General features: G+C 35.0%; 7 protein-coding genes. All 7 read right to left on the reverse strand.

Annotated elements, in window-relative coordinates; translation table 11 throughout:
- Positions 1 to 91: 91 nt before the first annotated feature.
- Positions 92 to 835, reverse strand: coding sequence for an energy transducer TonB (locus ABJM36_RS11550; protein ID WP_348451598.1), 744 nt, complete (start codon positions 833 to 835; stop codon positions 92 to 94).
- A gap of 248 nt (positions 836 to 1,083) precedes the next feature.
- Positions 1,084 to 1,803 carry an energy transducer TonB gene (locus ABJM36_RS11555; protein ID WP_348451599.1) on the reverse strand — a complete coding sequence of 240 codons (720 nt, stop codon included), beginning with the start codon at positions 1,801 to 1,803 and terminating at the stop codon, positions 1,084 to 1,086.
- Between the two features lie 60 nt (positions 1,804 to 1,863).
- Positions 1,864 to 2,244 carry a VanZ family protein gene (locus tag ABJM36_RS11560; protein WP_348451600.1) on the reverse strand — a complete coding sequence of 127 codons (381 nt, stop codon included), beginning with the start codon at positions 2,242 to 2,244 and terminating at the stop codon, positions 1,864 to 1,866.
- Positions 2,237 to 2,617, reverse strand: coding sequence for a glycine cleavage system protein GcvH (gene gcvH / locus ABJM36_RS11565; protein WP_348451601.1), 381 nt, complete (start codon positions 2,615 to 2,617; stop codon positions 2,237 to 2,239). Before gcvH ends, ABJM36_RS11560 begins: the two co-directional genes overlap by 8 nt.
- Positions 2,618 to 2,897: 280 nt before the next feature.
- Entirely contained in the window at positions 2,898 to 10,181 is a 7,284-nt protein-coding gene (gene sprA, locus ABJM36_RS11570) for a cell surface protein SprA (RefSeq protein ID WP_348451602.1), read from the reverse strand.
- Between the two features lie 6 nt (positions 10,182 to 10,187).
- Complete coding sequence (gene ruvA / locus ABJM36_RS11575) at positions 10,188 to 10,769, reverse strand: Holliday junction branch migration protein RuvA (RefSeq protein WP_348451603.1); 582 nt, start codon at positions 10,767 to 10,769, stop codon at positions 10,188 to 10,190.
- A gap of 132 nt (positions 10,770 to 10,901) precedes the next feature.
- Entirely contained in the window at positions 10,902 to 13,196 is a 2,295-nt protein-coding gene (locus ABJM36_RS11580; RefSeq protein ID WP_348451604.1) for an NADP-dependent malic enzyme, read from the reverse strand.
- Positions 13,197 to 13,198: the final 2 nt, after the last annotated feature.

Raw genomic sequence — 13,198 nt, forward strand, 5'->3', positions numbered from 1 at the left:
AATTACGCAAACTAAATTAGTTTTAAAACAAAACCGCTATTACTAATCGTAACAACGGTTTTTAAAGCGTGAAATTATAATTTGGTATTACTTATTGAGTATAAAATACAATAGGTAGTGTATAAATAACTCCAATGTTTTTATTATTCTGTTTGCCTGGTGTCATTTCTGGGATAAAATGAATAACCCTATGAGCTTCATCTTGTAGTTTTTGATGATCTGCACGTGTTTTAACATTAGTTACTTTACCGGTTTTATCGATAGTAAACTGTACATCTATTTTTTGTTTTCCTTCCAATCCGTATTGCGATGCGATATTACCACCATCAAATTTTCGTTGAATTAGCTTTCCTATTTTATCAGACATACATTTTTTACGTTCAATATTGTTTTTAGACTCTTCGCACCCAGGATAGATTGGTACTTTCTGAACAAAAGCGATAGAAACAGACTCTACATTTCCCGGGTCTTTTTCAACCTTAACCGCGCCAGGATCTATAAAAGGCTCTGTTGGCTTCTCCTCTTCAGTTACAAGGTCTAGAGCTTCTTCTAAGGTAACATCATCTTCAACCTTTTTAATTTTATTAATAAAAAGGACTTTCTTTTTAAGTACTGGTTTTACCTCGGCTTTTTGCAAGTCTTCTACCTTAATATTGTCAATTGAAATTTCTTCTAGGATATCCGGCGGCATAGCATCTGCCACTCGAGGTATAGACGTCTCGAATTTCATTTCCAATAGCCCAAAGGAAATTAGTAAACACACAATTAACCCAATTTGAAAATAAAAGGTTGAGTTTTTTTGTAAATTTACATCATGCTTTTGTGATTTTTTCACGATTTGCTCATTTTGCCGAATGAGATCGTGAGTTTTCTTTTGACTACTCATAATAATTAGAATTTAAAATGTTAATATTATGCTAAAGTCACAATAAGCATACCAAAAAGAAATCCCGTTACAAAACTGTAACTGGATTTTATATGCTAATTATTTAATAGCATGTATTGGTTTAGATATTGTCTAAAACAAAAAAAACCTCGAAGCTAACTTCGAGGTTTTTAATATATAAGTAAACTTGTGTTTTCTTAATCTTGTACTTGGAAAATAATTGGTAACGAATATGGAACGTTTACCGGCTTACCACGTTGTTTTCCTGGTTTCATTTTTGGTAGCAATCCAATTACTCTTTTTGCTTCCTTTTCTAATCCTGGGTGCGGTGCTCTTGCTCGAATACCTGTAACTGTACCTGTTTTATCAATTTTAAAAATAACGTTGATACGTTGTCTTCCTGATAAACCTAAATCTCCTGCTAACTCAGTATTAAACTTTTTGTTTACAAATTGAGATATTTTTTTAGACATACAATTTCTCTTTTCTGTATTGCTACCTTTTTCACATCCTGGAAAAACTGGCACGTTTTCAATTACTGAAAATGGTACATCAATATCTTCTTCTATCTCTGCAACTTCTACTTCTTCAACCTCAACAATTTCTGTTTCCTGATCAACCTCTGTAGATTCGATTACGGTTTCTTCAATTTCAACCTCATCCTCAACAATCTCTATCACTTCTGGCGCTGCAGGTGGTGGTGGTGGTGGTGGTGGCGTTTGTATTTGCTCTGTAATTGGGATTTCTTCATCCTCAATTTCTTCAAGATCTAATTGTCCTATATCTATTTCAACTTTATCATAAGTTTTGTAATTGATTGCGTAATTTGTTAAGAACAACATTAACGCTAATCCAATTGCGAAGTAAAGTGAACTGTTACGTCCAACATTTGCTTGGGGATTTTTTTTAGGTTCCATAATTTAAATCGTTTATCAAGATTGCTAAAATAACTATTTATTTATCAAAAAAGCAAGCGTTTAAGAGTTTTTAATGTGTAATCGATTTTTAAACCACAATACTGTCGAAGCAATTAATGCTCCTAAGGTATTCGCTAAAGCATCATAAACATCTAAGGCTCTTGAGGCTGTCATTGTATCCTGTAAAACTTCAATAACTATGCCAAACGACACAGCGAAAATAAAAGCATACAATAAAGCTTTCTTTATTTTTAAATTAAAAGTAAAACACAAGGCATAAAACCATAAAATGGCAAAAAGGCTATAAGCTAAAAAATGAAAAATTTTATCGCCAAAAGATATGTTTACATCAGGAAGACGACCGTCTAAATTTATTAGACTTACTACCGCTAATGCAACTGTATATACAAAGGCTACTAAAAAAGTTCCTTTTTTAAGCACCTATTAGGGCTTTATAATCGTCGGCAGACAATAATCCTTCTGCTTGAGATAAATCTGAACATTTTAACTTTATCATCCAACCTGCTCCATAAGGATCAGAGTTTACCACTTCCGGCTCATCCTCTAAACTTTCATTAAACTCAATAATTTCACCAGATAATGGTAAAAACAAATCAGATACTGTTTTAACCGCTTCAACAGTTCCAAAAACTTCATCAGCTTCTAAAGTTTCATCAAGGGTTTCAACCTCAACATAAACAATATCACCTAATTCACTTTGCGCAAAATCAGTAATTCCAATAGTAGCAACGTCGCCATCTAAGCTAACCCATTCGTGGTCTTTCGTGTATTTTAATTCTGAAGGAATATTCATTTTATAATTTTAATATATTTATTCAACAAATGTATTTATTCACAATCACTTTTCAAACCTCAAAGTAGTAAATAAAAAAGTTAGATATTAATTTTATTTGGGCGTTACCACACCCTTCGTCTATGCTCAGGGCAGACGGTCGGGCTATTCACTACAAGTCCTCGCTCCTCCTACGTCGGGCTGTGGGCTTTCCTTTGCTATCCCTAACGCGGGTAAATACGCTAAATACAGTACCTATTACTAACTAAAAAGACTATTAAAACTAAGCAACAAACTCTTATTAATTCCCGAAATTATATCGTACTGTAAATCCAGATCGAATGGTAGTTTGAGGAAAAGCCGTAGAAATAGCATAATCAGAGAAGGTATAATCAAAATAGAATATACCTGTTAGGTTTTTACTAAAGGCATAATCTGCCGAATATTTTACTCCCCAAATAGTTTGCCCCGATGTAATTTGATTATTCTCTAAATCTAAATATCTAATTATGGTTTTATTATCTCTTACCGAAATATCTGCTTTCATATTCAGATCGCTAACAATACGCTTTTTTGGTCCTGCTAACTTGGATTGAATTCGTAAATCCTTAATTCTATAACCTAAGCCAATAATATATTCGTTGCCTTGCACTTCAGTTAACAGGTTATTATCGAAACTTAAAGACAGCATTCTATCCTTTTTAATTTCGGCAAGCACTCTAACCGAGTTATTCATTTCCATATCTATTCTAACTAACGGACTAAATAATTCTGTTAAGTTAATATTACTGAATAAAATCTCGTTTTTTAAGTTACCTGATTGATCCTTTGATGCATCCGATTGATCGGCATAAGCAACACCCGGCGTTGGTGGCGCTTCATTTCCAATCCCGTTTACATCTACATTTAAGTTGGTGCTAAACTGGTTTATTGTATATGCCGAACGGTAACCATGTGTTAAAGAAAAACGTTTAAAACGCTTTTTAAACCAACCAAATTTCATGAAACCTGTATATTTTAAATCCCAGTTAGGAATAGGAATATCTCTGAAGGCTCCCGTTTCAATATTATCTGCATCTTGACCAGAATAAGCTGCTAAAAAGGCTGGCAACAATACTTTTTGATTATTTTTACCAAACCCTAATGGGAAGTTAGTTTCTGGATCTCTATCATAAGTAGTAGTCCCGTAAAATTCCTCGGCAAGTCGCTCTGCTACTTTTAATCTATTGGCTCTAAAATCATCAAAAGCATCTGATCTCACTTCGTCACTTTGGCTAAATGCTGTTTTTATTAAAACCGTCGATATATTAAAATTACCAAACGTATTTGGCGTTAATGGGTTATAAAGACCGTTAGTAACTATATAATTCTCGGTAAAGTTTTCATAATACGCTCTATTTCCTACAATATCAATTTTTAAATCTTTAACAGGCTGTAAACTTGCTGATAGATCTAATTGCTTGGTATTGGTAGAGGTAAATTGCTGATTAAACTCATCGAAGGTTGTTAACCAACCACGACTTGCAGCTAAATACCTAACATCGCTTTGGCTACCAAATGTAAAGCCTACAGTTGGCTTTAAAGTCCCTATAAATCCAGGTGTATTTAAATACCCGGGTAAATACATACCATTATTTTCAGAGTAGTTAAATTGTATTCTTTTTACACTTGTTAAAATATCTACACCCGCATTTAACAGTTTTGTCATGCTTTGGTTTTTAACTCTCGACACCTTCTTTTTAGATGCATCTGCATCGCCACCAGGAGGGGCTCCACCTGGTGTTGTTCGTGTTCTTACACGTCTAATAGGTTTTTTAACCAAGCCTATATATTTGTAAAAACGATTCATATCCAACGAGGTGTTAATATTATGAACGTTGGAGTTTTGCACCGTGTTTCCTAAATCGTAAGTCACACCATCAACCTCCAAACTACCATATAAATCAGATCCTTTTTGCCATTGAAAACTACCTGTATATTGGTATGTTGCATCAATGAAACTAAACATTGGTAATTTATTAAGTGGTAATTGGTAAGTAACGCCTAAATTTTGTGTTTGTCTGTTAGGGTCTCCAATATCCATTAAGCCATCCCAAACATCCAAGGTTTCGTCTTGCTCGCCTGCAATTAAATCGTTGTCTTTATAATAATTTCTAACAATATTATTATTTGCAGCCGTAAAATTGAATTGTAAGGATTTGGTTAAATTATAATTGATAGCATATTGAAAATCGAAGGTATAATTTCTTCTAAATAACTCTTCAATACCAATGTTACCACTATCTGCAGTTAAATCTACCTCTCTAAATTTTTGTCTATTAAACTGTCTATTAATATCGGTATTAATTGTAAAACTTGTTGGTAACAAATTAAAATTAAACTCTTTTAATAGTTTCCAGTACTTACCAGTAAAAAGCGAATCGTTTTTCTTGAATGGCTCTATAGTAATAGGATTAAAGTTGTGTGCATAATTAGCGCCAACACGTAAAGTTTTACTAACCGAGTTCTCAATCTCGAAATCTCTGTGCAGTACTTTATTATAAGAATAGTTTAGCGTTACATTTTCTATATCGTAAAAACGCGGTTTCTTATCTGTGGTTCTAGTTTTTCTTACCCCAATAAAGTTAATACTTTGACGTTTTGTATAATCTTCAGATTGTTGTCTTATGGTTTCTTTCTCCTCTTCGCTATCAGCAGCATCTAAACGAGATTCTAAAGTGATATCCTCATAAAACTGATCGTATTTTGGTGTAATTAATTCTTCGCTTTGCGAGTAATTAAAAGGCACTTGAATACCCCATTTTTTTGGTAATAACTGACCAACATTAACATTGGTAACCACGTCGTATTGTTTAACATCTTCTAAACTACGCTGACTCGGACCTTGCTCTAACGAACCAAAACCAGATGTACTTTGACTACCTGTGGCACTTATACTCGCAAAATCGGCAATATTAGTATCCATACTAACAACAGCTGCCCAACCGCCTTCATTATCTAAATCGGATAAGCGTAACTCATTAAACCACACTTCGGCACAAACATCGTCACTTGATGTTGCGTTTTTAACACCGACCATAAGTGTTCTAATATCTCCAAAGTTAGGATTACCTTTAATACCTACACGATGTTGACCAGGAACATACCCCGTATAAGTTCCGCCATCGGGAACTCTAAAAACCTCATCATCAATTACATCATAAAATCTAGCCTCACCTGTTGGTGGTGTCGCGTCGGAAAATGATTCTGCTTTAATTTTTCCTAAAACATCTAAGGTTAAATTAATTTCGTTGTTTGTTGGCCATAATCCGTCTCTAGTTGTAGATGTTGATACTTCTAAAGGCACTTCTATTTGATAATAATTTTCGGTTAAATCATTACCCATGCGTATAAAACCAACTAATTCATTATCAGCTAGATCTCCAGTACCAGACTCACCATCTTCTGCATGCATAAACATGCGCATACGTTTATATTGACGCATATCTAAGTTGATATTTTTATATACAGCCTTAGAATCTTCTGCTTCTAAATTACAAACTTGAACCACCAAAGATTGCTCGTTTTGGCTCACTACGGTATTGTTATTATACAGCTCTTCTGGTTCAATTCCTGGAGGGCGTTGGTAACTTCCTTCGTTTTCGATAGTACCAATAACACTTACAGAAAAATCTGTTTGCTCATCCTCTGGTGTAGGATCATCTATATCCAAAGCTTGCGTATAGCGTCTCCAATCACTTCTTACTAAATCTAATGTTCCAAAACGAAATACTGTTGCTTGTTGAAATTCTTTAAGGTAAATTCTAGCAAATCTTACCGAACGTAAATCGCTTATCCCTCCTACAGCCTTAACATGACTACCTTCTACGGGAATTCTAAATTGATACCATCTTACGTTAACCGATTCGCCATTGGGTAGGGCACGTGGTTGATCTTTAAAATCTCTTAAAAATTCTTTTAAAGGATTCGTGTTTGAAAGATTATCAAAATCTGCCTGCGACTGTGGTAAATTAGTTCGATTAAGATCTAATTCGTACTCATAATAGCTATCAATCGTGTTCATGGTATTGTCACGATTTATATCCTCTACATCAGGTTGTGTATTGGCAGCTCTATCGGTATCAGTAAAAGTATCAGGCGTGTTACCTTGAACACCGTTATACTTTTTATAACGTTCAAAAATATCTCCACTAGTATTTAAAAAATACGAGTAGTTATCCTTTGCAGGGTCTTCTCCAAATTGCGATCCAAATGCAGCTATTTCATCGGCATCATCATAACCATCATAACCAACATCTTGGTTGGTTCGCTCATCACCAGTACTATCAAACGTATAAAGTAACGATTGATTTTGAGGAATCACAGTTCCCCAAGACGTTTCGTTTAACAAACTAATATCGCCATCTTTTGGTAAGCCGTTTTCATAAAGTTTTTTCCCATCTTTAATAATATCTTCAGAAATATTACCTAAGTTGAATACCAATTTACCTCCCGGATTTGAAGGATTATCTTGAAACGGATCTTGTAACCAGAAATCGATATACTCTACATTCTGTTGCTCAAAATCGGTAGACGTTAATTGTCTTGTAATACCCGCCCAAGAATCTTGAGGTGTGGTAAGCACTTCGTTATTAATATTAGTGGTCTGGAAATTATATGGTCCACGTTCTTCTGGGTAAAAGGCTAAATCTAAAGTATAAATTACAGAGTTTTGCCCTTGAACCAAATCTTGATTTGGGAATAATTCGTTTATAAATACACGACTTGTATATAGGCTAGATACATCCTCATCTGAAATTTCATCTGGACGTTGTGTGCTATAAAATATAGGATCGATAGTGTACCAGTTTAACAACGCTCTATTGTAACCATTTTGAATACCCGCCTGATCTTCGAGCTCTCCGTAATCACCATCACCATCAATATCCAATGGTCTACTTGATAAAAACCACGATTGTTGCGAAGTTAAATCGATGCTGTTTTGGGAGCCTTCAAAATCATCGATATAAGACGTTGCCTCACCATCTAAATCTGTTCCTTTCGGTGCCCCTGGAGCTAAATAAGCAAACTCACCACGTAGAGATAAGTTAGACTCCACATCAGTATCGATATTTGGCAATTTATTAGCCAAACGAGTTAAGAAAGGTACTTTGGTAGAAAAGTTTCCATTTAAACCAAAAATGGTGTTGTTTATTGATTCTGAACCGTAATTGGCTTTCTGGGTTATTGGTCGTTCGTTTAAGTTTAATAACGTAGCACCTAATAGAAAATTTTCGTTGAATTTATGTTCTACATTTATGCCGGTAAAACGTTTAGTTTGTTGCCCGAATACGGCATTATTTTCTGTTGACACTTGAATTGGTGTATTTGATGCTTCTAAAGATGCATCTAAAATTTGAACCCTACCTAATTGATAATTTACGGTATAATCGATACCTTCAACTAAAACACGTCCACCAGCAGTTACACGAACAGATCCTCTTGGAACATTAAATGCTCCAATGGGAATACCATCACCTCCACCAGAAGATTTATAGCGTCCTTTTAATTTGAATTTATTTTTTTCAGCTTCCTCTAAAGCGGCTGTTTTTGTGCTTTTATAAAGTACATCGTAAACATACTTTTTCTGATCGTCATTAAATAAGACATTATCGTCGTCGTCGTAATTAGTACCACCACCTAACACATTATATAAATATTCACCAAAAGGCTCGGCACTAGTAAACACAATTTTCCCATTTTGAGGAATAACGGTAATACCAGAAACAAAATCAAAATACCCATCGCCACTTGTTTGTGGATCGTTATTAAAATTTAATTTATCAAGATTAAAAACACGGAGTAATGGAGAGTTTTCAATAAGATCTTCACTTGGTGTATTGGTAGTAACGGGGTTTCCGTTAATATCAAACTCGAAACTAGCTCCAACAGGGGTAATAAAGTTAAGTGGCGAAGCTTCGTTATAAAAAATGTTTAATGTAAAATCGTCTTGACTTAGGTTGTAAGCACCAGTGTCGTAGATGTTTTTCATCATTAAATCCCAAATAGGCTGCTTTACATTGGTAATACTACTCTTCAGCATTTTTAAAACAAGGGCGGTATTTACTACCGAAGTCACCTCGTTATTGGCGTTAGTTTCAACTTCTGTCGCCTCTAAACCATCATTAGCAAATTCACCTACTTGGTAGACTTTACCACCAACGGTATATTGATAGGCAACGGCTAAAACCTCATCATTACTAAGCCTTTGGCTTAATGAAATGTAACCTAACTCTGTATTTAGTGTATATTCTTGATCGCTAATTAACTTTCTTGCATTTTCAAGTTTAGCATAATCACTGCCTTCATCTACTTCATTATTTAAAGCTCCAAAACCTTGATCGGCTGTAGATATATCTCTAATTTGTTGTGTTAAAACTGAACCGCCAGTAGTAATCGTTAAGGGATTAAATCCATTATTTCCATTATCTGGAAAAGCCCCTGGACCAGCAGAAATAGGCACTGATGTAGAATAGGTTTTATCACTTTCTCCAATATCTTGAAGTGCGACAACATTTCTAACGTTTTCTGTTATGTTACTTCTATTAGTAACCCAAACTTCCAATCTTGTAATTTGTAAGCCTTTGTTGTTGATAAATGGATAGTTTTCTAAAGACTTATCATAAGTATCTCTAAAGTATTGTGCTAAAAAGAAGTGTCTGTTTTCATCATATTCTCTAATAAAAAACTCAAATTCCTCTAGCGTCCCACCTCCTTGAGCCACAACGGTATTGGCCTGTGATTTTTGTTCTGAAAATACGCCTGTTATTGTTGTTTTTCCAAATTGTAATTGCGCCTTCACCCCAAATAAACTTTGTGCTCCTGTTATTAATGAGCTATTTAAAGGCATGCTAACATTACCAACTTCAATTTTTTGAAGAATATCATCTTCTGTTGGTGTGTATTCTAATTTTATAAGTTGCTGAAAATCGAAGGTAGATTGCGTGTCGTAATTGGCGTTAACCTGAAGTCTTGTTCCCACCTTACCTAATAAACTTAAACTAATACGCTGGTCGAAATCAAAAGTAAAATTACTTCTGTTTCTTGGCGAAAACGATGGGTTATCTTGTTTTGAAAAAAGAACACCTAAATCCATTTCTACTGATCCTTGCGGAATAACCTCGATGGTATTACTACCAAAAATAGTTTCAAAAAAATCTGATTTTACATAAAATTCGGGCAGTAAGTTTTTCTGACTTTCTTCTGTGCCTTCCTTTTTACCATCAAAAGCATCAATTTTTTCCTTGTAATAGCTTCGTAAATTTTCTTTGGCAACTAAGGCGTAATATTCTTTTGGCGTAAGTATTACGGGGTAATTAATATTAAAACTACCTATTTTTTCGGTATAAATGTACCTGTCTGTTATCGGGTCGTAAGTGTACTTAGACTCGACACTATTAGGATTTGGTACTTTTATTTTACCCAAGCTAAATCCTGTTTGAATAGAATCTTGTGTTGGTTGCTGAGACCAAGCAACAAAAGAATAACAAAGCAGAAATGCTAATAGGAGTGATTGTTTAGTAAGTTTAAAGTTCGTTTGGTTCAAAATATATTATAAATTTTTTAAAGCCTGCTTTATAATAGTTTCTACATCGGCATCGGGTTGCCCTATCATAATTTTATCTACAACACGTTCCGCCTGTTTTTTAACAAATCCAAGCACTTCTAAAGCAGATAACGCTTCATCTTTGTTGGTATTGCCTTGCGGCAAAGAAACATCGTCAATATCGTAAATCTTTAAGATTTTATCTTTTAAGTCTAAAATAACACGTTGTGCGGTTTTAGCTCCAATACCTTTTACAGATTGAATTAAAGCCACATCTCCACTAGCTATACCTTCTCGCACTTGTTTTGGTGTTAGAGAAGATAACATAGTACGAGCAATACTAGAACCAATACCACTTACAGAAATTAGTAATCTAAAAATTTCGCGTTCGCCAATAGACGAAAACCCATACAATGTATGGGAATCTTCTTTAATCTGCAGATGTGTATATAATTTTAAAAGCTCGCTGTCTGGAATTTGAGAATAGGTATGTAATGATATATTTAACATATACCCTACACCATTACAATCAATAACAACATGGGTTAGATTTTTTTCTGTAAGCTTTCCTTGAATATGTGTTATCATAAATTGTTAATCGTTAACCCCCAAATGTAATAAAATAATTAACATTTAATTTATATCCTATTTACTAATCGAAATTCTAGCATTTAAACAGCTGAATTTGAATTCAGCTTTTACCTAAACCACTAATTTCTCTTACAAACCTGGATTTTCTATTTCCCACTTTTCTTTGTTTTGAGCATCAATAACAGCTATAGCAGCCATATTTACAATTTCATCAACACTAGCTCCTAACTGAAGGATATGTACTGGTTTGCGCATACCCATCATAATTGGTCCGATAGAATCTGCTTCATACAACTCTTTAAGTAACTTATAGGTAATATTTGCTGAGTCAAGATTTGGAAAAATAAGTGCATTTACTTTTTTACCCGCCAGTTTTGAAAACGGGAAACGCTCTTGAAGCATCTCGTCATTTAAGGCAAAATCTGTTTGTAATTCACCATCTACAACCATATCTGGGTAATTGCGGTGCAACATGGAAACAGCCTCTCTAACTTTTGATGCTTTTTCGCTAACCGACGACCCAAAATTAGAATAAGACACCATAGCAAGCACAGGGCTTAAACCAAACATTTTAATAACCCTATCGGTCATTTGTGTAATTTTAGCTAAGGTCTTAGCGTCTGGATCTATATTAATTGAGGTATCACTTAAAAACAACGGCCCTCTTTTTGTCATCATTAAATTGGTCGTTGCTGCTCTACTCACTCCTGGCATAAGACCAATAAGCTCTAACATGGGCTTAAGAACAGTTGGGTAATTACGAGAATATCCAGAAACAACCGCATCTGCATCGCCTTCGTTAACCATCATAGCTGCAAAATAATTACGCTCACGCATTAAACGTTGTGCCGAATAAAAGGTTACTCCTCTGCGTTTACGTTGCTCCCAATACACTTTAGCGTATTTATTTTTACGCTCGTTTTCTTCTTCTGTTTTAGGGTCTATAATAGCAATTTCAGCATCAAATTCAATTTCTTTCATTAACGCCTCAATAGTTTCTTTTCTACCAAGAAGAATTGGTATTGCAACGCCTTCTTCATGAACTATTTGTGCTGCTTTTAAAACATCTAACTGGTCTGCTTCAGCAAAAACCACACGCTTAGGATTAAGCTTAGCACGATTTAACAACAGCCTAATTAACTTATTATCTGAGCCTAAACGCTCTCTTAAAGTATCTTCATATTTCTCCCAATCGGTAATTGGGTATTTAGCCACACCACTCTCCATAGCCGCTTTTGCAACTGCAGGTGGAATTTCAGCAATTAAACGCGGATCAAAAGGTTTTGGTATGATATAATTTTTTCCAAAGGTTAATCGCGTTTCTCCATAGGCAACATTTACTTGTTCTGGCACAGGCTCCTTAGCCAATTTTGCAAGCGCTTTAACCGCTGCCATTTTCATAGCTTCGTTAATTTTAGTTGCACGAACATCCAACGCTCCCCTAAAAATAAATGGAAAACCTAATACATTATTTACTTGATTAGGATGATCACTTCTACCTGTAGCCATAATAATATCCTTCCGGGTAGCAACTGCTAGATCATATTTAATTTCAGGATTCGGGTTAGCCATAGCAAAAACAATTGGGTTTTTAGCCATTGCCAAAAGCATATCTGGAGTAACAATATCTGCCATGGACAGTCCGATAAGTACATCGGCATCTTTCATAGCCTCATCAAGGGTATCAATTTTTCTGTCCGTTGCGAATTCTGCCTTTTCAGAAGTTAGTTCCGCCCTGTCTTTTCTAATAACACCTTTACTATCCAACATCACCATATTTTCGCGCTTTGCGCCAAAGGCTTGATATAAACGTGAACAAGAAATAGCTGCTGCTCCAGCACCACTTATTACTATTTTGACGTCTTCAATTTTTTTCTCTGATAATTCTACGGCATTTAATAAGGCTGCCGCCGAAATAATTGCAGTACCGTGCTGGTCGTCATGCATAACCGGAATATCTAGCTCTTCCTTTAAACGTCTTTCAATTTCGAAAGCTCCCGGGGCTTTAATATCTTCAAGATTAATACCTCCAAAAGTTGGAGCAATATTTTTTACGGTTTGAATAAATTCTTCAACATTTTCAGTATCAACTTCAATATCAAACACATCAATATCCGCAAAAATTTTGAAAAGCAATCCTTTCCCCTCCATAACAGGTTTCCCTGCCAAAGCACCAATATTCCCTAAACCTAAAACGGCAGTACCATTAGAAATTACTGCAACCAAATTCCCTTTGGAGGTATAACGGTATGCGTTTTCTTTATCTTTTTCAATTTCTAAACAAGGTTCTGCAACACCAGGTGAATATGCTAAGGATAAATCTCTTTGACTTGCGTATTTTTTGGTTGGCACTACTGCAATTTTACCAGGAGTTGGTTTTGCGTGGTATATAAGGGCTTCTCTTCGTTTGCTTTCTTCGCTCATAA

The sequence above is a fragment of the Algibacter sp. genome (assembly GCF_039977455.1).
In the GTDB taxonomy this organism is placed as follows: Bacteria; Bacteroidota; Bacteroidia; order Flavobacteriales; family Flavobacteriaceae; genus Algibacter_B.

What these genes read in the sequence shown, in the direction of transcription:
- ABJM36_RS11555 (WP_348451599.1), bottom strand. Translation starts at nt 1,803, where the DNA reads ATGGAACCTAAAAAAAATCCCCAAGCAAATGTTGGACGTAACAGTTCA.
- gcvH (WP_348451601.1), bottom strand. Translation starts at nt 2,617, where the DNA reads ATGAATATTCCTTCAGAATTAAAATACACGAAAGACCACGAATGGGTT.
- ruvA (WP_348451603.1), bottom strand. Translation starts at nt 10,769, where the DNA reads ATGATAACACATATTCAAGGAAAGCTTACAGAAAAAAATCTAACCCAT.
- ABJM36_RS11580 (WP_348451604.1), bottom strand. Translation starts at nt 13,196, where the DNA reads ATGAGCGAAGAAAGCAAACGAAGAGAAGCCCTTATATACCACGCAAAA.